Source organism: Pseudokineococcus lusitanus, assembly GCF_003751265.1.
GTDB lineage: Bacteria > Actinomycetota > Actinomycetes > Actinomycetales > Quadrisphaeraceae > Pseudokineococcus > Pseudokineococcus lusitanus.
In genome coordinates this window covers 281,727-304,399 of record NZ_RJKN01000001.1, presented here as the reverse complement: position 1 = coordinate 304,399, position 22,673 = coordinate 281,727, and the positions used below count along the sequence as shown (strand labels likewise).

Sequence of the window (22,673 nt, the reverse complement as noted above, 5' to 3'; positions counted from 1 at the left end):
ACCGCGGGCGGGTGCACCCGGGCGGCCGGTGCCTCTGGCAAGGTGTCCGCGCCCAGCGCCAGCACCGTCGCCGGCCGCGGCGACGCCGCGGCCGCGGCCCGTCCCGCGGAGGACGCATGAGCAGCACCCGGAAGCCCGCGGACGACGTCCGCCGCGACGGCGAGGCCCCCGTGGGCGCGCTCGACCGGTACTTCTCCATCACGGCCCGTGGCTCCACCACCGCCCGGGAGGTGCGCGGCGGGCTCGTCACCTTCGTGGCGATGGCCTACATCGTCGTCCTCAACCCGCTCATCATCGGGACGGTGCCCGACTCGACCGGCGCCTACCTCGGCGGCGGCGACGCGCCGAACCTGCCCGCGGTGGCCGCGGTGACGGCCCTCGTCGCGGGCGTCCTGACGATCACCATGGGTGTCGTCGGCCGCTTCCCGCTCGGCCTGGCTGCCGGTCTCGGGCTCAACGCCTTCGTGGCCTACGGCATCGTCGGGCTGCCGGGCATGACGTGGCCCGCGGCCATGGGGCTCGTCGTCCTCGAGGGCCTCGTCATCCTCGTGCTCGTCCTCACCGGCTTCCGCAAGGCCGTGCTGCGCGCCGTGCCAGGACCGCTCAAGACCGCCATCAGCGTCGGCATCGGCCTGTTCCTCACGCTCGTGGGCCTCGTCAACGCGGGCATCGTGCGCACGCCGGCCGGGGCCGCCGTGCCGCTCGAGCTGGGCATCGGCGGCTCGCTGCGCGGCTGGCCCACAGTCGTCTTCGTCGTCGGGCTCGTCGTCACGGTCGTGCTCATGGCGCGTGCCGTCCGCGGGGCGCTCCTCGTCGGCATCCTCGTCGCCACCGCCCTGGCCGTGGTCGTCCAGGCGCTGTTCGACGTCGGTCCGCGCGTCGACGGCGACGTCCTGCGACCCACCGGCTTCGGCCTGTCCGTGCCCCAGGTGCCCGAGCAGTGGCTCGCCCTGCCGGACCTCTCGCTGCTCGGGCAGTTCAGCCTCGTCGGCGGCGTCGCCGCCGCCGGCGCGGTCACGGCCGTGCTCGTCGTCTTCTCCCTCGTCGTCGCCGACTTCTTCGACACGATGGGGACGATGGTCGCCGTCGGCCACGAGGCCGACCTCCTCGACGACGAGGGCAACCCCGTCGGCAGCCAGCGCATCCTCCTCGTCGACTCCCTGGCCGCGGTGGCGGGCGGTGCCGCCAGCGCCTCCAGCGCCACGAGCTTCGTGGAGTCCGCGGCCGGCGTCGGCGACGGCGCCCGCACGGGCCTCGCCAGCGTCGTCACCGGCGCGGCCTTCCTCGTCGCCGTCGTGGCGGCGCCGCTCGTGACCCTCGTGCCCTACGAGGCGGCCAGCCCGGCGCTCGTCGTCGTCGGCTTCCTCATGATGCGCCAGGTCAAGGGCATCGACTGGGACGACATCGGCGTCGGGCTGCCCGCCTTCCTCGCCGTCGTCCTCATGCCGTTCGCCTACTCGATCACCGTGGGCATCGGGGCCGGCTTCCTCGCCTACGTCCTGCTCGCGGCGGTCCGCGGCCGGGTTCGCGACGTCCACCCGCTCATGTGGGTGGTGGCCGCCGTCTTCGCCGTCTACTTCACCATCGGCCCGATCCAGGACCTGCTGGCCTGACCGTCGGCCGGGGCGCCCGGGCGGGCGTCCCCGGCCGGGCTCGCTTGCGACGGGGGCGCGCGGCGACCTAGCGTCGACGGGTCGTCGGCGCCGTGCCGGCACCGAGGAGGTCGGCCGTGCACTGCCCGTTCTGCCGCCACCCGGACAGCCGCGTCGTCGACTCGCGCGCGACGGACGACGGGACGGCGATCCGGCGCCGGCGGCAGTGCCCCCAGTGCCAGCGGCGCTTCACGACGATGGAGGCGGCGAGCCTCACCGTCGTCAAGCGCTCGGGCACGACGGAGCCCTTCAGCCGGGAGAAGGTGCTGAGCGGCGTCCGCAAGGCCTGCCAGGGCCGACCCGTCACCGAGGACCAGCTGGCCGTCCTCGCGCAGCAGGTGGAGGAGGCGATCCGCACCGCCGGGACCGCCGAGGTGGAGGCGCACGACGTGGGCGTCGCCGTCCTCGCGCCGCTGCGGGAGCTCGACGAGGTGGCCTACCTGCGCTTCGCCTCGGTCTACCAGGCGTTCGACTCGCTCGAGGACTTCCAGGCCGCCATCACCCAGCTCCGCGCCGAGCGCGACGCCGCCGCGGCCGGCGAGCCCGTCCCCGCGGCGGCCGCCCCGCTCTAGCGCGCCGGGGCTCCCTCCGCGGGACCGAGCTCCAGGGCCGCGGCGAGGCGGGCGACCGCGTCCGCCTGCAGCGCCGCGACGCGGGGCACGCCCGCCGCGGCCCCCCAGGTCCCGTGGTAGACGCCGGGGACGACGACGAGCCGCGCCGCGACGCCGGCGGAGCGCAGCCGGCGGGCGTGCTCGACGGTCTCGTCGTGGAGCACGTCGAGCGTCCCGACCCCGAGCCAGGCGGGCGGGAGGCCCGTGAGGTCCTCCTGCCGCGCCGGGGCCGCGCGCGGCGGGGCGGGCGCGGGACGCCGGTCGTGCGGGGAGCGGCCGAGCAGCGCCGCCCAGCCGCGCCGGTTGGAGCGGTGCGACCACCCGAGCCGCCGCGGGCCGGCGAGCCGGAGGCCGGTGCGGTCGTCGAGCATCGGGTACACGAGCAGCTGGAGGCGGAGGGGGACGCCGTCGTCGGAGGCCGTCGCGGCCAGCGAGGCCGCCACGCCGCCGCCGGCGCTGGCGCCGCCCACGGCGAGCCGGTCCGGGTCGACGCCGAGGTCGTCGGCCTCCGCGCGCAGCCACCGCAGCACGCGACGGCAGTCGTCGTGCCCGGCGGGGTAGGGGTGCTCGGGCGCGAGCCGGTGGTCCGGCGCCACGACGACGACGCCCAGCTCGTCGGCGAGCCGGGCGCACCAGGCGAGGTCGGCGTAGGCCTCGCCGAGGACGTGCCCCCCGCCGTGGATCCACAGCAGGGCCGGGGCGGGCGGTCGGCGGACGGTGGGCTCGACGACGAGGACGTCGACGGGCGGTCCGCCGGCGTCGCCGGGCACCGTGCGGCGCAGCACCGTCACCCCGGGCGGGACGTCGGCGTCGGGCACGGGCAGACGACGGGCGAGCGGGAGGAACGGGGTCGGCGGCAGCCCGAGGGGGACCAGGAGGGAGGCCCGGCGGAGGTCGGGCGGGAGGGCGGCGACGAGGCGCGCCCGGCGGGCGAGGCCCGCGACGGCCCAGGGGAGCGCGACCGCCCCCACGGCCAGGGCGGCGCGGCGGGCCGGCGGGTGCGCCGCGGCCCCGTCGGGTCGGGCGGGCGGGCGACGGGGCGGGGGCTGGACCACCGCCCGAGCGTGGCAGGCCGTCGGCCCGGCGTCCCGACGGGGACGGCGCGGGCGCTCAGGAGGCGGTGACGTGCCCGATCTCGACGACGCGGACGGGCACGCCGTCGACCTGCTCGGGCAGCTCGGGGGCGTCGGCCTGCGTGACGACGTTGACGCGGACCGCGTAGGCGCTGTGCCAGCGGACGACGCCGACGCCGTTGACGCGGGCGTCGCCCGCGAGCCGGGCGGCGAGGGAGGACTTGGCCGCGCGCGCCGCGTCGCGCGACGGTCCCTCGGGCGAGGGGGAGGTCGGCAGCGTCATCCCCGCAGTGTGCACCCGCGGGGCGCCCCTGCCATCCGGGTCGTGAGGACCTCACCCGACGGGGACCCCCGGGCCGCCCGTCACCACCCCGTGGTGACGGGCGGCCGGCGGCTCAGCCGAGCAGCCGGGCCCCGAGGGTCTCGAGGACCGCCCCGACCGGGTTGCAGAAGGTGAGGCCGGTGCCCTCGGGCCCCCCGCGCTCGCTGCCCGCGAAGAGGAGGCCGACGGCGGCGCCCGTCGCGGGGTCGTAGACGAGCGAGCCGCTGTCGCCGCCCGCGGAGAAGGCGCCGCCGTCGCCCGTCACCTCGATCTGGTCGTCGAAGGTGACGACGCCGCCGGGGAAGCCCACCGCGACGCCGTCCAGCTCGATGGCCGTCACGACGCCGCGCGTGAGACCCGTCGTCCGGCCGACCTTCTCGACGACGAGGCCGTCGTCCGCCGCCGCGACGGTGGTGACGGCCCCGACGGGGTAGGTGGCGTCTACCTCGACGCCGTCGGCGAGCCGGGCGAGCGCGGCGTCCACGCGGTTGCCGCCCGCCGGGTCCAGCGGGACCGCCACGGCGAGCGTGCCCACGACGTCGTCCGGGGCCGTGCCGCCGTCGGCCGAGCCGGGCTGGAGCACGTCCGACCCGACGGCCGCCCGGTCGGAGTCGCCGAGGACGTGGTTGTTCGACAGGACGTGGACGCGGTCGTCGCCCTCGAGGAGCACGAAGCCGCCGATCGTCCCGGCGGTCACGGCGGCCTGCGCCACGGACAGCCCGGGGCGCAGCGGCCGCTCGCGCTGCTGCAGGACGTCGGCCGCCCAGCGCCCCGGGTCGGCCGGCGAGGCCACGGGCCCCGCGGGCGCCTCCGGCCCGACGGGCAGCGTGAGGGCGACGACGCGACCGACGTCGCGGACGTCGGCGTCCTCGCCGGCCATCTCGAGGGCGCGGGCGGCGACCGCCGCCCCCTCGCCGCCGTCGTGGCGCACCGCGACGCCGTAGCGACCCCCGCCGTAGGTGCGCACCCCGACGACGAGGGCGCCGCCGCCGTCGGCGGGCTCCGCCCCGAGGGCCGTCACCGCCGAGCGCACCAGCTCCTGCTTGACCGCGCGTGCTGCCTCGATGTCCATGCCGCTCCTCCTCCTGCGGGCCCGCCCGACGACGCGGCGTCGTCGACCCTCACGGGCCGTGGCCGAGTGTGGGGCCGACCACCGACGGACGGGGGGCGGACGACGGGACGGGCTGCCCGTCGACCGGTCGTCGCCCCGCTGTCACCGGTCGGTGCTTCGCTGCCGCCCGTGACCACCGACACCCCCGACGTCCCCGGCACCCCCGGCCCCGCGGGGCCCGACGGCTACGACCCCGACTTCCTCGGCGTCCCCGTGCCGCTGCCGCGCCCGGCCGGCACGGCGGCACGACCCCTCGTCGAGCTGCCGAGCACGCACTTCACCGTGCTGCTCGACCCCGCACGCCGGCTCGCGGCGGCGGCGGCGTGCACCGTCGACGGGGCCCGGCTGCTCGACCTGCCGCGCTCGGAGGGGTGGCGCCTCGACCCGCGCGTCCCGGCGGACCAGCAGGCCGGGGAGGAGCTGTACGCGCGCAACGACCTCGACCGCGGGCACCTCGTCCGGCGCCTCGACCCGGTGTGGGGCGAGCCCGCGGAGGCGCGGGCGGCCGAGCGCGACACCTTCACCTACCCCAACGCGGCGCCGCAGGCGTCCGGGTTCAACCAGTCGCGCGAGCTGTGGCTCGGGCTCGAGGACCACGTGCTCGAGCACGCCGGGGCGGTCGACGTCCGGCTCGTCGTCCTCACCGGCCCGGTGCTCGCCGACGACGACCCCACCTACCGGGGCGTGCAGGTGCCGCGGCTCTTCTGGAAGGTCGTCGCCTGGGCGGTGCCCGACGACGGGGGCGACGGCGTCCGGCCCGCCGCCGTCGCGCACGTCCTCGACCAGACGCCCCAGCTGGCGGACGTCGACCTGCGGGAGGCCGAGGCCCGTGCCCAGCGGGTCGACGCCCCGCCGCCGCTCGGGCCGTTCCGCACCTTCGCCGTCCCCGTGGCCGACGTCGCGTCGCTCACCGGGCTCGACCTCGGCCCGCTCGTGGGCGCCGACCTCCTCGCCGTCCCGGCCGGGGCGGGCGCGGGCCCCCGGGCGCGCTGGTCGCCGCTGACGTCGCTCGCGGACGTGCCGCTGCGCCGTCCCTGACCGCCTCCCGCCATGGCCGGCCGCGAGGTGAGGCTGGCCTACGGTGGTCCGGCGGGCCGGAGGTCGACCCTGCGCCCCCGCCCCTCGCGGCCCCGCCCCCCAGGCGGTCCCGCCCCGCCCGCCCCGACCCGAGGAGCCCTCCTGCGCGCGCAGCGACGACCCCGCCGCCCCGCCGCCGGGGGACCCGGACGGGCACGGGCGGCGCGACCGGCCCCGGGCGCCACGGAGGTGCCGCCCGGCACGACGGCGGACGGGCTGCTCCGGCTCGTCGTCCGCCGTCAGCGCCGCCGCGTGCTCGTCGGCAGCGTCCTGCTCGGCGTGTGGGCCCTCTGCGAGGTCCTCGTCCCCGTGGTCGCCGGCTGGGCGATCGACACGGCCGTCCTCACCGGCGACGTCGGGGCGCTCGTCCGCGCCGTCGTCGTCGTGGCCGTCCTCTTCACCGTCCTCATGCTCAGCTACCGCACGGGCATCCGGCCGCTGCTCGCGGCGCAGGAGCACGAGGGCCACGCCCTCCGCGTCGCCGTGGCCCGGCGGGCGCTCGACCCCCACGGGGCGCGCGGCCGCCGGCCCGACGGCGCGGTGCTCTCGGTGGCCTCCTCCGACACCCAGCGCACCGCCGAGGCGCTCGACGTGGCCCTGCTCGTCTCGTCCGCGGTCGTCTCGCTCGTGGCCGTCGCCGTCGTCCTCCTCGGCATCCACGTCCCGCTCGCGCTGGCCGTCCTCGTGCTCGCCCCGCTCGTGTCGCTGGCGCTGCAGCTGCTCGCACCGCTCGTGACGCGACGGGCCGCCGCGCAGCAGGAGGCGGTCGCCGTGACGTCCGGCCTCGCCACCGACCTCGTCCGCGGGCTCCGCGTCGTGCGGGGGCTCGGCGCGCAGGGCGCCGCCGCCGAGCGGTACCGCCGCTCCAGCGGCGACGCGCTCGCGGCCTCGCTGCGCTCGGCGGACGCGGACGGCGCCCAGCTGGGGGTCACGACGCTCGTCAGCGGGCTCTTCCTCGCCGGCGTGGCGACGGCGGCCGGGCTCCTCGCCGTCGACGGCCAGATGACCGTGGGCCAGCTCGTCGTGGTCGTCGGCCTCGCGCAGCACCTCTCGCAGCCGGTCCGGCTCGTCGGCCTCGCGGTGCAGCGGCTCGCCGGCGCGCGCGCGAGCGCCGCCCGGGTGGCCGACTACCTCGCCGAGCCCCCGGTGAGCGAGCCGGGCGGCCGGGCGCCGTCGGGATCGCCGCACCTCGTCGTCCGCGGGCTGCGGGGGCAGGGCCTCGACGGCCTCGACCTCGACGTCGCGCCCGGCGAGCTCGTCGCCGTCGTCACGCCCGACCCGGCCGGCGCCGCCACCCTCCTCGACGTCCTCGCCGGGCGGGTGCCGCCCCCCGCGGTGGGCGACGCGGTCCGCCTCGGCGGGGCGCCGCTGTCCGAGCTCGACGCCGACCTCGTCCGCGCCGTCGTCCACGTCGAGCCGCACGCGACGGCGCTCTTCGAGGGCACGCTCGAGGACGCGCTCGTCCGCGACGTCGCGGGGGCCGCGAGCGCCGGCACCGCCGTCGACGGGACGGGCGCCCGGCGGCCCACCGTGCAGGGCGCGCTCGCCGCGGCCGCGGCCGACGAGGTCGTCGGCCTCGACCCGCGGGGCCTCGGGCGCCCCCTCCACGACGGCGGCACGGGCCTGTCCGGCGGGCAGCGGCAGCGGGTGGGCCTCGCCCGCGCGCTGCGCGCCGACCCGCCGCTGCTCGTGCTGCACGACCCGACGACCGCGGTCGACGCCGTGACCGAGCAGGCGGTCGCCCGCGGGCTGCGGGACCTCCGCCACGGGCCCGCCGCGGGGCCGGACGACGGGGGCGACCGCCCGGCGCGCAGCACGCTCGTCCTCACGGCGAGCCCCGCGCTGCTCGCCGTCGCCGACCGGGTCGTCCTCGTCGCCGGGGGGCGCAGCGCGCTGGTGGGCTCTCACGCCGACCTCGCCCGCCACCCCGCCTACCGCGAGGCGGTGCTCTCGTGAGCGACGCGACCGGCCCCCAGGGCCCCGACGCCCCCCGCGGCGGCTCGGCGCGCGCCGCGCACGACGAGGCGGACCGCCCCCTCCTGCCCGTCGCCACGGCCGCCGGCTCCTGGGCGGCGGTGCGCACCGAGCTCGGCCGGGCGCCCGGGTGCGCCGTCGGCACCCTCGCGCTCGGCGTCCTCGCCTCCGCGCTGTCGCTCGTGGCGCCGTGGGCCCTCGGCCGCCTCGTCGACGTGGTCGCGGCGGAGCAGGCCCCCGCGGGCGCGGACGTCGGCCGCGCGGGCGACGTCGTGCCCGTCCTCGTCGTCCTCGTCCTGGGGGCCCTCGGCGCGGGGGTGGCCACCGGCCTGTCCGCCGCCGCCGTCAGCCGGCTCGGCGCCCGCGTGCTCGCGGGGCTGCGCGAGCGCGTCGTCGACCGGGTGCTGCGGCTGCCCCCGGCCGTCGTCGACCGGGTCGGCGCGGGCGACGTCCTGGCGCGCGTGGGCGACGACGTCGGCGTCGTCACCCGCTCGGTGACCGCGGTCGTCCCGCAGGTCGTCGCCTCGGCGCTGACGGTCGTCCTCACGGTCGCCGCGCTCACGGCCGTGGACTGGCGGATGGGGCTGGCCGGCGTCGTCTGCCTCCCCGTGCACGCGGCGGCGCTGCGCTGGTACCTGCCGCGGTCGGGGCCGCTCCACGCCCGGCAGCGCACGGCCCAGGGCGCCCGCTCGCAGGCGCTGCTCGGCTCGCTGCGCGGCGCCGGGACGGTCCGGGCGCTCCGGGTCGAGCGCGCGCACGTCGCCGAGGTCGAGGCGCGCTCCGGCCGCGCCCGGGACCTCGCCGTGGCCGTCTTCCGCCAGTTCACCCAGTTCTCGTCGGCGGTCAACGTCGCGGAGGCCGTCGGCGTCGTCGCCCTGCTCGTCACGGGCTTCGCCCTCGTGCGCGGCGACGTGCTCACCGTCGGGGAGGTGACGACGGCCGTCCTCCTCTTCCTCCAGCTCTTCGGCCCGCTGGGCATGCTGCTCACGTCCTTCGGGGAGGTGCAGGCCGCGGGCGCGAGCCTCGCCCGGCTGGCGGGCGTCGCGCTCATGCCCCTGCCGCCCGCGGCGCAGGCCCCCGCCCCGCCGGCGGACGCGGGCGTGCGCGTGGAGGGCGTCGTCCACCACTACGACGGCGGGCCGCCGGTCCTGCGCGGCGTGGACCTCGTGCTCGCCCCGGGCGAGCGCGTGGCCGTCGTCGGGGCCAGCGGCGCGGGCAAGACGACGCTGGCCTCGCTCGTCGCGGGGGAGCTCGAGCCCGCCGGCGGACGCGTCCTCCTCGGGGGCGCCGACGTGCGCGAGCTCGACGACGCGCGGCGCCGTGACGCCGTCGTCCTCGTGAGCCAGGACGTGCACGTCTTCTCGGGGCCCCTCGGCGACGACGTCGCCCTGGCCGCCCCGCCGCACCTCGTCGGCGCGGAGCTCGACGCGGCCGTCCGGCGGGCGCTGGACGTCGTGGGCGCGCTGCCCTGGGTGGACGCCCTGCCGGAGGGCGTCGCCACCCCGGTGGGGGAGGGCGGCCACGCCCTGACGCCCGACCAGGCCCAGGCCCTCGCGCTCGCCCGGCTCGTCCTCGCCGACCCCGCGGTGGCGGTGCTCGACGAGGCGACCGCCGAGGCCGGCAGCGCGGGCGCCCGCGGGCTCGAGCGGGCGGCCGACGCCGCGACGGCGGGGCGGACCACGCTCGTCGTCGCGCACCGCCTCACGCAGGCCCTGTCGGCCGACCGCGTCGTCGTCATGGCCGACGGGCAGGTGGTCGAGGAGGGGCGGCACGCCGACCTCGTCGCCGCGGGCGGCCGGTACGCCGCCCTGTGGCACGCCTGGTCGGGCACCGAGGGCCGGTCCGGGAGCGCAGCACCGGGCGCGTAGGTGTGCCTCACCTCTCCGGGAAAGGGTGAGGGCAGCCTTTCCTGCGCTTTCCCGAGAATGGGCCGGCCTGAGTTCTGGAAAGGCTTCCCTTCGGTGCGCAGAAGGGAACACGGGTCTACCGTCGCGCTCGTTGACGACAGCCGTCGCCCCGACGGTCCGACCCGGCAAGGAGAGCCATGTCCCTCATCGAGATGCCCCAGGTCACCGAGTGCGCGGTCGACGGCTGCGCCTTCAACCACGACGGCTGCCACGCGCCGGCCATCACCGTCCGCTCCCAGCAGGGCACGGCCGGGTGCGGCACCTTCTTCGACATCTCCACGAAGGGCGGCCTCGACCGCGTCGTCGGCCAGGTCGGCGCGTGCGAGCGCACCGACTGCTCCTTCAACAAGGACCTCACCTGCACCGCGGGCTCGGTCCGCGTCGGCCCGGGCCACGACGTTCAGGCCAACTGCCTCACGTACACGACGGCCTGACGGCCCCCCGGCGACGCCCGGCCGTCCACGACGGAGCCCCCGACCACCGCGGTGGTCGGGGGCTCCGTCGTGCGGGACGTGCCTCGCCAGGCGCGGGGCGCGGTCAGCGCGCCGGCAGCGCCAGCTCGAACCAGACGGCCTTCCCGCCCCGGACGAGCCGGCTGCCCCAGCGGCTGCTGAGGGCCTCCACGAGGACGAGCCCGCGGCCGCCCGTCGCGTCGAGGCGGGGCGTGCGCAGGGCCGGCGTCCGCGGAGACGTGTCGGTGACGGTGACGGTGAGCAGGTCGGGCCCGACCTGGACGCGGACCACCACCTCGCCCTGCGCGTGGAGGACGGCGTTGGTGGCGAGCTCGCTCGTCAGCAGGACGGCCGTCTCGACCGTGCCGTGCGGGGCGTGCGGGGCCACGAGGCGCTGCACGAGGGCGCGGGCCGTGGCGGCGCCGCGCGGGTGCGTCTCGAGCACGACCTCCTCGGCCGTGCCGCCGTCGGGCACGGCGCCGGTGCCGGCCGCGGGCCCGGCCTGCACGCTGCGGAGCTCGCTCACGGGCGCAGCGTAGGTGCCGCCGCGACCCGCCCGGGACGCCGGTCCACGGGCCGGGGCGACGGCGCCCGTGTCCCCGACCGGCGGCCGGTTCACCCGCCCGTCGACGTGACGTCGCCCACGTGTCCCGCGCCGGACCGGCGCACGGTGCCCGGGACGCGCAGGATGCGACGGCTGCCCGGGTCGTCCGGCCCGCGGCGGTCCGACCACGGCCGTCCCCTCGGAGGACCCATGCCCCGCCCGCTCACGACCGGCGCCGCCGCCGTCGTCCTCGCCGCCGCCACCGCCGCCCCCCTCCTCCACGCGCCGTCGGCCCCGCTCCCGGCGGCCCGGTCGGCCGCTCCCGCCGCCGTCGCCGACGACCCCCGGGGCGACGACCGCGACGTCCCCCTCGTCCTGGCCCACCGCGGGGCCAGCGGCTACGCGCCCGAGCACACCCTCACCGCCTACGCGATGGCGGTCACCATGGGGGCCGACTACGTCGAGCCCGACCTGGTGCTGACGAAGGACGGCGTCTTCGTGGCCCGCCACGAGAACGAGATCTCCGGCACGACCGACGTCGCGGACCGGCCGGAGTTCGCCGACCGCCGGACGACGAAGACGATCGACGGCGTGGCCGTGACCGGCTGGTTCACCGAGGACATGACGCTCGCCGAGCTGCGCACGCTGCGGGCGGTGGAGCGGCTGCCCGACCTCCGGCCGGGGAACACCGCCTACGACGGCCTCGAGCCCGTGCCGACCCTCGAGGAGGTCGTCGGGCTGGCGCAGGAGGCCGGCGTCGGGATCATCCCGGAGATGAAGCACCCGACCTACTTCGCCAGCATCGGGATGCCGATGCCCGAGCAGCTCGTCGAGGAGCTCGCCGGGTACGGGTACACGGACGAGGACGACCCCGTCGTCGTCCAGTCCTTCGACGTCACCCCGCTCTCCGAGGTCAAGGCGGCGGGCGACCTGCGCACGTCGCTCAACCTCGGCTCGGCGGGGACCGTGCCGCCGGACTACGCCGCGCAGGGGCGGACGACGACGTACGGCGACCTCACCTCGTCCGCCCAGCTGCGCCGGCTGAGCCGCTTCGTCGACGTCCTCGGGCCCGAGAAGGGGTACGTGATCCCGCGCCGCGCCGACGGCTCGCTCGGCGAGCCCACCGACCTCGTCGCCCGCGCCCACCGCCTCGGGTACGAGGTGGCCGTCTACACGCTGCGGCGCGAGAACACCTTCCTGCCGACGGACCTCCGCGGCGGCGACCCGGCGAGCCCCGAGTACGCCCGCGCCACCGGTGACTCCGCCCTCGAGCACCGCGCCTTCTACGAGGCGGGCGTCGACGCGGTCTTCTCCGACCACCCGGACGTCGCCGTCGCCGCCCGGTACGACTGGCTCGCGGGCGACGCCGACCCCGACGACCCCCGCGGCTGAGCGGGACCCGGGCGCCCGGCCTCCCGGGCGCCCGGGCAGGTCCCGCGGGACGGCGCGACGTACCGTTCCCGCGTGGCGACCCCGCTGACGACGGCGCACCTGCTGGGCCGCCCCGTGCGCCGTCCCGGGGACCCGGCGCCGCGCCCGGGCGTCACCGACCCGGCCGAGGCGGCCCGGCGCCTGGCCGAGGTGGTGGGACGCGGGGGCGCCGTCGTCCTCTCCGGCGCCGGCCTGTCGACCGACTCGGGCATCCCCGACTACCGCGGGCCCCGCGGGTCGCTGCGGCGGCACACGCCGATGACGTACCAGGAGTTCACAGCGGCCGGCGCGGAGGGCGAGGCGGCGAGGCGCCGCTACTGGGCCCGCAGCCACGTCGGCTGGCGCGTGGTCGCCCGCTCGCGGCCCAACGACGGGCACCGGGCGGTCGCCGCGATGGAGGCCCGCGGCCGCGTCACGGGCACCATCACGCAGAACGTCGACGGGCTGCACCAGGCCGGCGGCTCCCGGGACGTCGTCGAGCTGCACGGCAGCCTCGACCGCGTCGTCTGCCTCTCCTGCCGGGCCACGAGCGACCGGGGCCGCCTCGACGACCGCCTGCGGCTCGCCAACGAGGGGTGGCGGGGCTCCCTGCCCGAGCCGCCCCCGGGCGAGGTCAACCCGGACGGCGACGTCGACCTGCCGGAGGAGGTCGTCACGCGCTTCGTCGTCGTGCCGTGCGAGAGCTGCGGGAGCGGCCCGCTCAAGCCGGACGTCGTCTTCTTCGGCGAGTCCGTGCCGCGCCCCCGCGTCGACGACTGCTTCGCGCGGGTGGACGCCGCGCGCACGCTCCTCGTGCTCGGGTCGTCGCTGACGGTCATGTCCGGCTACCGCTTCGTGCTCCACGCCCGGCGGGCGGGCACGCCCGTGGTCGTCCTCGTGCAGGGGGAGACGCGGGCCGACGCGACCGCCGACCTCCGCCTCGACGCGCCGCTGACGCCCGTCCTCGTGGGCGCGGTCCGCCTCCTCGGCTGACCGCGCCCCGGCTCAGCCGGCCGGCGTCGCCGCGCCCGGCCCCTCGTCCTCCGGTCCCGCCGTCCCGGGGCGCGCCGCCGGCGTGCGGCCCAGCGGGTCCTCGCCGTCGACGAGCCAGGTGACCTTCTCCGTCCCGTCGAAGCGGCGGACGGCGACGGCGGCGCCGGGCCGCGGCACGCCCGGGACGACGTCGGTGCCCGGGTCCTCGGCGTCGCGCGCGGCCGCGCGCAGCACCCCCAGGGCGTGCGCGAGCTGCTCGCCGCCGAGCCCGCGGGCCAGCGTCACGTGCGGCGTCCACGCGCCCGGGGCGAGGAGGTCGCCCTCGTCGTCCTCCTCGGCCGTCCCGTCGTGGAGGGCCCCCCGGACGGCGGCGTGCAGCGCGAGCAGGCCGGGCGTCGCGACGACGAGCCGCGCGAGCACGTGACGACGGCCGCCGAGGACGACGGGCGGGCCGAGGCGCACCGGCAGGGGCAGCCCGCCGCCGGCGGCCCGGGCCTGCCGGACCGCGGCGGCCAGACGGCGCTCGGCCGGCTCGTCCAGCGTGCCGACGGCGGCGAGGGTGACGTGCGGGCGGTTCGTCGCGCCGGTGTGGTGCGCCTGGCTCGGGAGGTCGGCGTCCGCCAGCGCCCGCCACTGCGCGAGCACGTGCTCCTCGGTCGCCGCGTCCAGGAGGGCCTCCACCGACTGCACCACGCGCCGATCCTCGCCCGCGGCCCGGGGTCGTGCCCCCCGGGGCCCGGCGCGCCCCGCCCGGCGGACGTGACGCGGGCCCCGCCGGCGTGGTGGACTGGTGCCACCGGCGAGCGTGCCGGTGCGACGACGGCGTCGACCTGCCCTGCACCGACCCCGTCGTCCCCCCGGAGACCAGCCCGTGACCGGTCACGTCCGCACGCCCACGCCCCCCGCGCCCGACCTCGGCGTCGGCCGCCGTGCCGCGGCCCTCACCGTCACCGCGCTCGCCGTCGGCGGGTTCGCCATCGGCACGGCCGAGTTCATGATGATGGGCCTGCTGCCGCTCGTGGCCGCCGACCTCGGGGTCAGCGTGCCCGTCGCCAGCTCGGCCATCACCGCGTACGCGGTCGGCGTCGTCGTCGGGGCCCCGACGCTCACGGCGCTGGCCACCCGCTGGTCGCCCCGGCCGGTCCTCCTCGGGATGACGGCCCTCTTCCTCGTCGGCAACGTGCTGTGCGCCGTCGCCCCTGACGCCACGGCGCTCGTCGCGGCCCGCTTCGTCACGGCGCTCGTCCACGGCGCCTACTTCGGCGTCGCCACCGTCGTCGCCCGCTCCGTCGCCCTGCCGGGCCGGGCGGCGTCGGCGGTCGGCACGCTCATGGCCGGCCTCGCGATCGCCAACGTCGTCGGCGTGCCGGCGGCGACCGCCCTCGGCCAGGCCGTCGGCTGGCGCGTGCCCTTCCTCGTCGTCGCCGGCCTGGGCGCGCTGACGGCGCTGGGCATCACCGTGCTCGTGCCCCGCTCCACGGCCGCGCGCGTCGGCCTGCGGGCCGAGCTGGCCGTCTTCCGGCAGCCGTCGGTCTGGCTCTTCCTCGCGGTCGTCATGACCGGCTTCAGCGCCCTCTTCGCCGTCCACTCCTTCGTGGCGCCGCTCCTCGAGGAGCGCACGGGCCTCACCGGTGGCGGGCTGGCGTGGGCCCTCGTCGTCTTCGGCGTCGGCACGGTCGTCGGGACGGTCCTCGGCGGCCGGCTCGCGGACCGGCGCTCGACGCTCGTCATGGTCGGCTCGCTCACGTCGACGGCGGTCCTGCTCGCGGTGCTCGTCCTCGCCTCGACGTGGGCGCCGACGGCGCTCGCCACCCTCTTCGCGCTCGGGGTCGTCACCTTCGGCGCCGGCCCCGCCTTCCAGGACCGCGTCATCCGGCTCGCCGGCCGCGGCGGCAGCCTCGTCAGCGCGGCCACCCACGGTGCCTTCAACCTCGCCAACGCCATCGGCGCGGTGCTCGGGGCCCTCGTGCTGCAGGCCGGGCTCGGGGTCACCGCCCCGCTGTGGGTGGGCGTCGGCGCCTCGCTGACGGGCCTCGCGGTGCTCTCCGTCGCGCTCCGGGTCGAGCGCCGCCGTCGCCCCGGGACGCCCGCCACGGGCGAGCTCCCGCAGCAGCGGGCGTCCTCCTCGCGCACGACCCCGGTGACCGCCGGCCGCTGACCCGCCGGCGCCCCCGACCGACGACGAGGGCCGGCCCCCGCCCGGGGACCGGCCCTCGTCACGTCGCGGCCGTCGGCCGCCGACGTCACTCCTTGTCGAGCGCGTCGCCCTTGTGGACGGCCTCCTTGCCGGTCTTGTCGCTCTCCACGAGGTACTGCGGCTCGTCCTTGCTGGCGCGGACCGTGCGGCCCGCCTCCTTCGTGTCCTCGGTGATCTTCTTCTCGACGGTGCCGTGCACCTCGTTGCCGTGCGAGCTCCAGGTGACGTCGTCACCCTTCTTGAGGTCGGCCATGGGGTCCTCCTGCGTCCGGGACGGTGGGGTCGACGGCCGGGCGGGCCGGCCGGTGCTGCGGCGACGGGGGCGCGGGCGCCTGCCCGGGAGGCTAGGAGCGGTCCGTCCCGGCCGCGACCGCGGCGGCGAGGCGGGCGCCCAGGGCCGTGCCGGACAGCCACGCCTGCTCGACGCCGGGGCGCGGGCCCCAGGCGTCGCCGCAGACGCCCAGCCCCCCGGACAGCCACGACGTCTCCTCGCGGCCCTCGTCGGGGCGGGCGAAGGTCCAGCGCTGCGCGCCCTGCTCCACCGGGGCGGGCGGGGCCCCGGCGGCGGGGTCGCCGAGCAGCGCGCCGAGCTCGGCGAGGACGGGGGCCACCGCCCCCTCCGGCTCGCCGAGGTGGGCCCGGGCGAGGTCGGCGGTCGAGTGGGCGACGAGGACGGCGGCGCCGTCGCCCCGGCGGCGGCCGTCGTCGGCGACGAGCTCGACCGTGTCGGAGCCGTTGACGAAGGCGGCGTCCATCGGCGGCCACCACGCCTCGTCCCAGCGAGCCCAAACCGTGACGACGGGGCTCCACGAGCGCGCTCGCAGGGGCGCCACCTCGGCCGCGACCCCCGGGCCGCAGAGCCGGACGGCCTGGGGGTCCGGCATGGCGAGGACGACGGCGCGGCACGGGACGCCGTCGACGACGAGACGGCCGGGACCGCCGCCGTCGCCCGCGGGGCCGACCCGGTCCACCGTCCGCACGTCGTGGCGGCGGACCGGGACGCCGTCGTCGGCCAGGGCCGCGGCCAGGTCGTCCGTGAGCGACCGCAGCCCGCCGGGGGCCGCCCAGCGCACGGGCCCGGTCTTGGAGGTCCGGGTGACCCGGCCGTCGTCGCCCCGCTCGAGGGCGTCGAGGGTGTCCGTCCACGGGTGGGCGAGGCCCCGGTCCTCCCAGGAGGCCGCGAGCGCGGCGAAGGCGGTGTCGCGGGGGACGGCGTAGGCGGCGCCCACGTCGACGACCCGCCGTCCGTCGTCGCCCTGGCCGCCGCCCGTGCGGCGCAGGCCCAGCCGGCCGCCCGGCTGCCGGCCGCGGTCGAGGACCACGACGTCGGCGCCCCCCGTCCGCAGCGCGGCGGCGCAGGCGAGCCCGGCGATGCCGGCGCCCACGACGACGACCGTGCCGTCGTCCCAGCCGGTGCCGTCGACGGCGTCGGACGAGGGGTCGGAGGTCGGGGGGCTGCCGCTGGGGGTCACCCGGCGACGCTAGGTCGACCCGCCCCGGCCCGCCCGGCGACGACGCCCGCGCAGGGGCCCGCGACGGCGGTGCCCGACCTCGGCCGACGGCCCCCCGCAGCGCCGCGCCCTGTGCCACGCTCCGCCGGCCGGGCGCCGCCCGGCACCGCCGCGACCTGCGTCGCCGCGGGCCCGTCGCGCCCCGGCGCCGCCAGGAGGGGGCCCCGCCCGTGACGAGCCCCGCAGACGGGGGCGACGTGGTCGTCGCCTCGCCCGAGCCCCCCGCGCACGTCCCGGGGCTGGACGACACCCTGCTGGCCGCCGTGCGCCGCGTGGCCTCGGTCCGCTCCTGCTGGGCGCCGTCCCTGGCTCCGGGCGGGGACCGGCTCGCCTACGTCACCGACCGCAGCGGGCTGCCCCGCCTCGAGGTCGTGGCCCTGGGGCGCGGCAGCGGCGACGCCGCCGGGGACGTCGTCTCCTGCGGCGAGCCGCGGCAGGTCTCCGGGCCGGACCAGGAGGTCGTCACGGCGTCGTGGGCGCCGGACGGGGCGTCGCTGCTCTACGTCGTCGCGCCGGGCGGCCTCGTCCGGACCGAGGTGCACGCGGTGCGCCCCGACGGGAGCGGGCGGCGCCGCGTCGCCGGGGGCGGCGCCACGGAGACGGCCGTGCTCGGCGCGTGGACGCCGGCCGGCGGCCACCTGCTCGCCGTCGCCGACGGCGTGGGCCCGGACGCCACGCTCCACGCGCTCGCGCCGCACGCCGCCGCACCGGGGGACGGGGAGGAGCCCGCGGGCGCCCGCCGGCTCGCCCCCGCCGGCCACCAGGTCGTCACCTCCGTCGACGCCGTCACCGGCCTCGCCGTCGTCCGCCGGGGCCCGCGCGGGCACCGCAGCCTCTGGCTGGTGCCGGCGGACCGGGGCGGGGAGGGCCGTCGCCTGCTCGCGGCCGTCGTCCCTCCGGAGGAGGACCGCGGGGAGGACGGCCGGGTCGAGCACGACGGGCGCGGCGGCGTCGCCGTCCTCGCCCGCACGGACGCGCTGCCCGGCACGGCGGGACGGGTCGCGCTCGTCCGGGTCCCGCTCGTCGACGGCGTCCCCGGGGAGCCCCGGGTGCTGCTCGCCCGGCCCGACGCCGACCTCGAGGCCGCCGCGCCGCTGCCCGGCGGGGCCCTGCTGTGCCGGTGGAACGTCCGCGGCCGCACCGAGACCGAGGTGCGGCGCGACGTCCTCGCGCGCGCCCCGGGCCTCGGGCCGGCCGGCCGGCTCGGCGGGCCGGGGGCCCCGGTGCCCGTCGCGGGGGAGCACGTCGCCCTGCCGCCGGGCGCCGAGGTCGTGCTCTCGTGGTCCGTGGCGCCCGACGGGCGGGGCGCCGTCGTCGAGGCGGGCGGCCCGCGGCTGCCGCGCTCGCTGTGGTGGGTGCGGCTGCCCCACGCCCCGGCCGCGGCCGCGCCGTCCGCGGGGCCCCCCGGCGCCACGCCGACGACGGGCGGCCCGCGCCCGGCCTCCTGCGCCCGCCTGCTCGGCTGCACGCCGCCGGCCGACCTGCCCGGCTCCCTCGTCGTCCCGGCGCTGGAGCGCTTCTCCGCGGCCGACGGCCTGCCGCTCGAGGCGTGGGTCTACCGCCCGCCGGGCACCACCGGGCCCGTGCCCACCGTCGTCTTCCTCCACGGCGGGCCCGAGGGGCAGGAGCGGCCGCTGCTGCAGCGGTCGGCCCAGGCGCTCGCCGCGGCCGGCGTCGCCGTCGTCGCGCCCAACGTCCGCGGGTCCGACGGCTACGGCGCCCGCTTCCGGCAGCTCGACGACGGCGCGGCGCGCTGGGCCTCGATGGAGGACGTCACCGCCACCGTCGACCACGCGCTGCGCAGCGGACTGGCCGCGCCGGGGCGCCTCGGGGTCCACGGCTGGTCCTACGGGGGCTACCTCGCGCTCGCGGCCCTCGTGCGCTGGCCGGACCTCTTCGCCGCCGGGAGCTCGCTGTCCGGCATGAGCGACCTCACCACCTTCTACGCGGGGACGGAGACCTGGATGGCCGCGGCCTCGACGCCGGAGTACGGCGACCCGGTGCGCGACGCGGCGCTCCTGCGCCGCCTCTCGCCCATGACGGGCATCGGGCGGGTGCGCGTCCCGGTCCTGCTGACCCACGGGGAGCTCGACACCAACGTGCCGCTCCAGGAGTCCGTGCAGGCGCACGCCGCGCTCCGGGCCCAGGGGACGCCCGCCGAGCTCGTGCTCCTGCCGGGCGAGGCGCACGCGATCGTCGGCGCCCCGGCCGTGCGGACGGTCGCCGAGCGGCTCACGTCCTTCTTCGTGCGGACGCTGCGCCCGGGGGACGGCCCCGCTGCCGTCGGCGCGGCGGCGGTCGGGGGCGCGGCGTGAGCGCGGCCGCCCGCGCCGGGGTCCCGCGCCTGCGGATCGGCGTCGAGGAGGAGTTCCACGTCGTCGAGGCCCGCAGCGGCGAGCTGGCCCCCAGCGCCGGGCCGATCCTCGAGCAGCTGGGCGACGGGCCGCAGTACAAGGCCGAGCTCATGAGCTCGGCCCTCGAGACCAACTCGGCCGTGCACCAGACGCTCGAGGAGATGCGGCGCGACCTCGTGGCCGCGCGCGCCGCCGTCGCCGAGGTGGCCGCCGGGGGCGGGTGGGCCGCCGTCGCCGCCGGCACGGTGCCGCTCGCCGACCCCTCGGACGTCGGCGTCGTCGCCCACCCCCGCAACGACCGGATGCGCGAGGACTACAAGGTCCTCGTCGACGAGCAGCTCATCTGCGGCGTCCAGGCGCAGGTGGACTGCGCCGACCGGGACGCGGCCGTGGCCGTCCTCGGCCGGCTCCGGCCGTGGCTGCCGCCGCTGCTCGCGCTCTCCGCCAGCTCGCCGTACTGGTGCGGGCGCGACACCGGCTACGCGAGCTTCCGCAGCCAGCTCTGGCGCCGCTGGCCCACGGCCGGCCCGCCCCCGGCGCTGGCCTCCGCGGCGGAGTACGACGCCCTCGTCGGCGCCCTCGTCGCGTCCGGGACGGTGTCGGACCAGGGGATGCTCTACTTCGACGTCCGTCCGCAGCACCACTACCCGACCCTCGAGGTCCGGCTCTGCGACTCCGCGCCGCTCGTGGACGACGTCCTCCTCCTCACGGCGCTGAGCCGCGCGCTCGTCCGGCGCGGCCTCGCCGACCTCGCCGCGGGCGACCCGGCGGGCGCGGGGACGCCGCGCGAGGTCGTCGACGCCGCCCGGTGGCGGGCCGCCCGCTCCGGCCTCGAGGGCGACCTGCTCCACCCCACCGCCGGGGACCCCCGGCCGGCGCGCGTGGTGCTCGCGGCCGTGCTCGACCACGTCCGGGAGGAGCTCGAGGCGGAGGGCGACCTCGCTCTCGTGGAGCACCTCCTCGACGCGGCCCTGGCCCGCGGCAGCAGCGCCGCCCGCCAGCGCGCCGCCTTCGCCCGCCGCGGCTCCCTCCGCGACGTCGTCGACCTGCTGGTCGAGGAGACACGAGACCCCGGGACGCCCTCATGACGCTGCTGGAGACCTACCGCCGCACCGCCGGGACGACGCGCCTGGGCGTCCCGCTCGTCGACGAGGCGGTCGAGGACGGCCGGGCCGCCGGGGCCGGGGGCCCCGGGTGGCGGGGCGCGTACACGGACGTCGTCGACGGCTGGTCGACGCCGGAGGCGCTCGCCGGGACGGCGGCGCGGCTCGACGGGACCCGGGTCGCGGACGGGGTCGTCTTCACGGCCACGGTGGACGGCGTCGACGTCGAGCAGCCCTTCCCGCTCGACGTCCTGCCGCGCGTCGTGCCCGCCGACGAGTGGCGCCACCTCGCGGAGGGCGTCGTGCAGCGCACCCGCGCGCTCGAGGCCTTCCTCGGCGACGTCTACGGCGCCCGGGACGGCCGTCCGCCCGCCGTCGTCGCCGACGGGGTCGTGCCCGCCTGGGTCGTCACCGAGAGCCCGGGCCTGCGGCCCCGCGGCCCGCAGTGGGCGGCGCCGGGCGTGCCCCGCATCACCGTGAGCGGCCTCGACCTCCTCAAGGACGGCGACGGGCCCTGGCGCGTCCTCGAGGACAACCTCCGGATCCCGTCGGGGATGGGCTACGCCATCGCCAACCGGGCCGGCGTCGCGGCGGCGGAGCCGGGCCTGCTCGAGCGCGCCCCGGCGATGCTGGAGCCGTCGGAGGCGCCGGCCCTGCTGCTCGAGGGCCTGCTGGCGCTGGCCCCGCCGCGGTGCCGGCGTGCCGTGCCGTCCGTCGTCGTCCTGTCCGACGGGCCCGGCAACAGCGCCTGGTTCGAGCACGTCCTCCTCGCCGCCGGCATGGGCGTGCCCGTCGTCACGCCGGCCGACCTGGGCGTCGACGGCAGCGGCGTGCGGGCGCGGACGGCGGCGGGGGACGTGCCCGTCGACGTCCTCTACCGGCGCACCGACGAGGACGCGCTCGGCGGGCTCCGGGGCCTCGAGGGCACCCCGCTCGACGACCTCCTCCTGCGGGCCGTGCGCGCGGGACGGCTCTCGGTGGCCAACGCCCCGGGCAACGGCGTGGCCGACGACAAGGCGACGTACGCCTACGTGCCGGCGATGGTCCGGTACTACCTCGGCGAGGAGCCCGTCCTCGACGACGTGAGGACGTGGGTGCTCGCGGACCCCGAGATGCTCGCGGACGCCCTGCCACGCCTGGGCGAGCTCGTCGTCAAGCCGGTCGACGGGTACGGCGGGCTGGGCGTCGTCTTCGGCCCCCTGCTCGACGAGCGGGGGCTGGCGGACCTCCGGGCCGAGGTCGAGGCGGGCCCGCACCGCTTCGTCGCGCAGCAGCCGGTGACCTTCACGACCCACCCGACGCTCTGCGGCGACGCGCTGGCGCCCCGGCACGTGGACCTGCGCGTCTTCGCGCTGGGGACGGCCGACCCCGCGCGGCCGGTCGTCTCGCCGGCCCCGCTGACGCGGGTGGCGCTGCGCGAGGGCAGCCTCGTCGTCAACAGCTCGGCCGGCGGCGGGTCGAAGGACACCTGGGTGCTGACCGACGGCTGAGCCACCGGCGCGCGCCGGGCGCCGACCCGGGCCCGGACGCGACGACGCCCCGCACCGACGAGCGGTGCGGGGCGTCAGGCCCGGGACCGGGCGGCGGGGTCAGCCGCGGCCGGTCTTGTCCTGCAGGCGGTCGATCTCCTCGGAGGCCTGCGCCTTCGTCACGTCCTCCGGCACCTCCTCGCCCGCCTCCTGGGCCAGCGTGGACAGGTAGCTGCGCTGCGGGCCGGTGGCCGGCTCGCCGCCCGTGACCCAGTCCGAGGGGTCCTTCTCCGCGTCCGCGGGCGAGGTGCCCGGGGTCTGGTCCTCGGGGCGCCCGTCGCCGTGCGCGCCCCGCGTGTCGTCCGTGCCGTTCCCCGCCGTGCTCGAGTTCTCGGTCATGTGTTCGAGCGTAGGGGGGAGGGGCGACGACGGCACCCGGAGCGGGCGGTCAGCCGCGGCTGCGCCGCGTCTCGGCGTCGTTGGCCCTCTGCAGCGCCTCGACGAGCTCGTCCTTGGTCATCGACGAACGGCCCGGGACGTCGAGGCGCCGGGCCAGGTCGAGCAGGTGCTCCTTCGACGCGTTGGCGTCGACGCCGCCCGCCGTCGGGCGGTCGGTGCCCGCGCCGCCCTCGGCCTGCGCGTCGGAGGGCCCCTTGCCGTCCTTGGGCTCCCAGTGGTCGCCGACCTTCTCGTGCGTGTGCTTGAGCGCGGCCCACGCCGTCCGGTTGGCGCGCTCGCCGTCGCCGTACGAGCCGACCGCCGACGCCTTGGCCGCGGCGTAGGTCTCGCGGGCCTTCTCGTCGGAGCGCTCCAGCGTGCTCGGCAGCTCGACGTCGGCCGGGTCGGGGGTGTCCTTCGCCACGGTGTCCTCCTGCGCTCGGCGGGTGCCGGCGGGCGCGTCCGCCGGCGTCCG

At 79.0% G+C, this 22,673-nt stretch carries 21 protein-coding genes; 12 read left to right on the top strand and 9 right to left on the bottom strand.

Annotation, left to right across the window (positions count from 1 at the left end; genetic code table 11):
- The first annotated feature begins 116 nt into the window (after positions 1 to 116).
- Positions 117 to 1,613 (top strand): NCS2 family permease, encoded by a 1,497-nt coding sequence (locus EDC03_RS01350; RefSeq protein WP_123378397.1) that lies wholly within the window; start codon positions 117 to 119, stop codon positions 1,611 to 1,613.
- A gap of 116 nt (positions 1,614 to 1,729) precedes the next feature.
- Positions 1,730 to 2,224, top strand: a complete 495-nt coding sequence (gene nrdR / locus EDC03_RS01345; RefSeq protein ID WP_123378396.1) for a transcriptional regulator NrdR — start codon at positions 1,730 to 1,732, stop codon at positions 2,222 to 2,224.
- Here nrdR and EDC03_RS01340 read toward each other — a convergent pair.
- From EDC03_RS01340 to EDC03_RS01330, 3 genes are all read right to left on the bottom strand, one after another.
- Complete coding sequence (locus EDC03_RS01340) at positions 2,221 to 3,318, bottom strand: alpha/beta hydrolase fold domain-containing protein (protein ID WP_199719841.1); 1,098 nt, start codon at positions 3,316 to 3,318, stop codon at positions 2,221 to 2,223. The genes nrdR and EDC03_RS01340 overlap by 4 nt on opposite strands.
- Positions 3,319 to 3,373: 55 nt before the next feature.
- A complete protein-coding gene (locus tag EDC03_RS01335) occupies positions 3,374 to 3,619 on the bottom strand; it encodes a hypothetical protein (RefSeq protein WP_123378395.1) in 246 nt (81 codons plus the stop codon).
- A 112-nt stretch (positions 3,620 to 3,731) separates the two neighbouring features.
- The gene (locus tag EDC03_RS01330) at positions 3,732 to 4,730 is read right to left on the bottom strand and encodes a chymotrypsin family serine protease (RefSeq protein ID WP_123378394.1); all 999 of its coding nucleotides are present in this window, start codon (positions 4,728 to 4,730) and stop codon (positions 3,732 to 3,734) included.
- Between the two features lie 168 nt (positions 4,731 to 4,898).
- Here EDC03_RS01330 and EDC03_RS01325 point away from each other — a divergent pair, with 168 nt between their 5' ends.
- The 4 genes from EDC03_RS01325 to EDC03_RS01310 all read left to right on the top strand — a co-directional run bounded on the left by EDC03_RS01325 (position 4,899) and on the right by EDC03_RS01310 (position 10,161).
- On the top strand, positions 4,899 to 5,807 hold the full coding sequence (locus EDC03_RS01325) for a DNA/RNA non-specific endonuclease (RefSeq protein ID WP_123378393.1): 909 nt from the start codon (positions 4,899 to 4,901) through the stop codon (positions 5,805 to 5,807).
- A 228-nt stretch (positions 5,808 to 6,035) separates the two neighbouring features.
- Positions 6,036 to 7,802, top strand: coding sequence for an ABC transporter transmembrane domain-containing protein (locus tag EDC03_RS01320; RefSeq protein WP_199719840.1), 1,767 nt, complete (start codon positions 6,036 to 6,038; stop codon positions 7,800 to 7,802).
- Positions 7,799 to 9,688 carry an ABC transporter ATP-binding protein gene (locus tag EDC03_RS01315; RefSeq protein ID WP_123378391.1) on the top strand — a complete coding sequence of 630 codons (1,890 nt, stop codon included), beginning with the start codon at positions 7,799 to 7,801 and terminating at the stop codon, positions 9,686 to 9,688. Before EDC03_RS01320 ends, EDC03_RS01315 begins: the two co-directional genes overlap by 4 nt.
- 176 nt (positions 9,689 to 9,864) lie before the next feature.
- Complete coding sequence (locus tag EDC03_RS01310) at positions 9,865 to 10,161, top strand: DUF1540 domain-containing protein (protein ID WP_123378390.1); 297 nt, start codon at positions 9,865 to 9,867, stop codon at positions 10,159 to 10,161.
- A 103-nt stretch (positions 10,162 to 10,264) separates the two neighbouring features.
- On the opposite strand, the gene EDC03_RS17425 is transcribed toward EDC03_RS01310, so the two are convergent.
- The gene (locus EDC03_RS17425; RefSeq protein ID WP_158674159.1) at positions 10,265 to 10,705 is read right to left on the bottom strand and encodes an ATP-binding protein; all 441 of its coding nucleotides are present in this window, start codon (positions 10,703 to 10,705) and stop codon (positions 10,265 to 10,267) included.
- A gap of 228 nt (positions 10,706 to 10,933) precedes the next feature.
- Here EDC03_RS17425 and EDC03_RS01300 point away from each other — a divergent pair, with 228 nt between their 5' ends.
- Together EDC03_RS01300 and EDC03_RS01295 are read left to right on the top strand one after the other, a co-directional pair.
- Positions 10,934 to 12,115, top strand: coding sequence for a glycerophosphodiester phosphodiesterase family protein (locus EDC03_RS01300; protein WP_123378388.1), 1,182 nt, complete (start codon positions 10,934 to 10,936; stop codon positions 12,113 to 12,115).
- Positions 12,116 to 12,229: 114 nt separating this feature from the next.
- Positions 12,230 to 13,126, top strand: coding sequence for an NAD-dependent protein deacetylase (locus EDC03_RS01295; RefSeq protein WP_123378745.1), 897 nt, complete (start codon positions 12,230 to 12,232; stop codon positions 13,124 to 13,126).
- 12 nt (positions 13,127 to 13,138) lie between these two features.
- Here EDC03_RS01295 and EDC03_RS01290 read toward each other — a convergent pair whose 3' ends face one another.
- Positions 13,139 to 13,819: a 2'-5' RNA ligase family protein gene (locus EDC03_RS01290; RefSeq protein WP_123378387.1), complete on the bottom strand. Its 681-nt coding sequence runs from the start codon at positions 13,817 to 13,819 to the stop codon at positions 13,139 to 13,141.
- 178 nt (positions 13,820 to 13,997) lie between these two features.
- Between EDC03_RS01290 and EDC03_RS01285 the strand changes: the two genes are divergently transcribed.
- On the top strand, positions 13,998 to 15,284 hold the full coding sequence (locus EDC03_RS01285; RefSeq protein ID WP_123378386.1) for an MFS transporter: 1,287 nt from the start codon (positions 13,998 to 14,000) through the stop codon (positions 15,282 to 15,284).
- An 85-nt stretch (positions 15,285 to 15,369) separates the two neighbouring features.
- Here the strand turns inward: EDC03_RS01285 and EDC03_RS01280 are convergent, their stop codons facing one another.
- Together EDC03_RS01280 and EDC03_RS18330 are read right to left on the bottom strand one after the other, a co-directional pair.
- Entirely contained in the window at positions 15,370 to 15,576 is a 207-nt protein-coding gene (locus EDC03_RS01280; protein WP_123378385.1) for a hypervirulence associated TUDOR domain-containing protein, read from the bottom strand.
- 91 nt (positions 15,577 to 15,667) lie between these two features.
- Positions 15,668 to 16,795: an NAD(P)/FAD-dependent oxidoreductase gene (locus EDC03_RS18330; RefSeq protein ID WP_123378384.1), complete on the bottom strand. Its 1,128-nt coding sequence runs from the start codon at positions 16,793 to 16,795 to the stop codon at positions 15,668 to 15,670.
- Positions 16,796 to 17,004: 209 nt separating this feature from the next.
- On the opposite strand from EDC03_RS18330, the gene EDC03_RS01270 reads away from it, so the two are divergent.
- The 3 genes from EDC03_RS01270 to EDC03_RS17730 are packed head-to-tail and all read left to right on the top strand — an operon-like array spanning position 17,005 to position 21,781.
- Positions 17,005 to 19,149, top strand: coding sequence for a S9 family peptidase (locus EDC03_RS01270; protein ID WP_148057977.1), 2,145 nt, complete (start codon positions 17,005 to 17,007; stop codon positions 19,147 to 19,149).
- Positions 19,146 to 20,276: a carboxylate-amine ligase gene (locus EDC03_RS17735; RefSeq protein WP_199719839.1), complete on the top strand. Its 1,131-nt coding sequence runs from the start codon at positions 19,146 to 19,148 to the stop codon at positions 20,274 to 20,276. The genes EDC03_RS01270 and EDC03_RS17735 overlap by 4 nt, the downstream gene beginning before the upstream one ends.
- Positions 20,273 to 21,781 carry a circularly permuted type 2 ATP-grasp protein gene (locus EDC03_RS17730; protein WP_199719838.1) on the top strand — a complete coding sequence of 503 codons (1,509 nt, stop codon included), beginning with the start codon at positions 20,273 to 20,275 and terminating at the stop codon, positions 21,779 to 21,781. The genes EDC03_RS17735 and EDC03_RS17730 overlap by 4 nt, the downstream gene beginning before the upstream one ends.
- A 99-nt stretch (positions 21,782 to 21,880) precedes the next feature.
- Here the strand turns inward: EDC03_RS17730 and EDC03_RS01260 are convergent, their stop codons facing one another.
- Together EDC03_RS01260 and EDC03_RS01255 are read right to left on the bottom strand one after the other, a co-directional pair.
- Positions 21,881 to 22,159, bottom strand: coding sequence for a DUF3072 domain-containing protein (locus EDC03_RS01260; RefSeq protein WP_123378382.1), 279 nt, complete (start codon positions 22,157 to 22,159; stop codon positions 21,881 to 21,883).
- 49 nt (positions 22,160 to 22,208) lie between these two features.
- Positions 22,209 to 22,622, bottom strand: a complete 414-nt coding sequence (locus tag EDC03_RS01255) for a ChaB family protein (RefSeq protein ID WP_241966958.1) — start codon at positions 22,620 to 22,622, stop codon at positions 22,209 to 22,211.
- Positions 22,623 to 22,673 lie beyond the last annotated feature (51 nt).

What these genes read in the sequence shown, in the direction of transcription:
- EDC03_RS01350 (WP_123378397.1), top strand. Translation starts at nt 117, where the DNA reads ATGAGCAGCACCCGGAAGCCCGCGGACGACGTCCGCCGCGACGGCGAG.
- EDC03_RS01335 (WP_123378395.1), bottom strand. Translation starts at nt 3,619, where the DNA reads ATGACGCTGCCGACCTCCCCCTCGCCCGAGGGACCGTCGCGCGACGCG.
- EDC03_RS01330 (WP_123378394.1), bottom strand. Translation starts at nt 4,730, where the DNA reads ATGGACATCGAGGCAGCACGCGCGGTCAAGCAGGAGCTGGTGCGCTCG.
- EDC03_RS01310 (WP_123378390.1), top strand. Translation starts at nt 9,865, where the DNA reads ATGTCCCTCATCGAGATGCCCCAGGTCACCGAGTGCGCGGTCGACGGC.
- EDC03_RS01300 (WP_123378388.1), top strand. Translation starts at nt 10,934, where the DNA reads ATGCCCCGCCCGCTCACGACCGGCGCCGCCGCCGTCGTCCTCGCCGCC.
- EDC03_RS01280 (WP_123378385.1), bottom strand. Translation starts at nt 15,576, where the DNA reads ATGGCCGACCTCAAGAAGGGTGACGACGTCACCTGGAGCTCGCACGGC.
- EDC03_RS17730 (WP_199719838.1), top strand. Translation starts at nt 20,273, where the DNA reads ATGACGCTGCTGGAGACCTACCGCCGCACCGCCGGGACGACGCGCCTG.
- EDC03_RS01260 (WP_123378382.1), bottom strand. Translation starts at nt 22,159, where the DNA reads ATGACCGAGAACTCGAGCACGGCGGGGAACGGCACGGACGACACGCGG.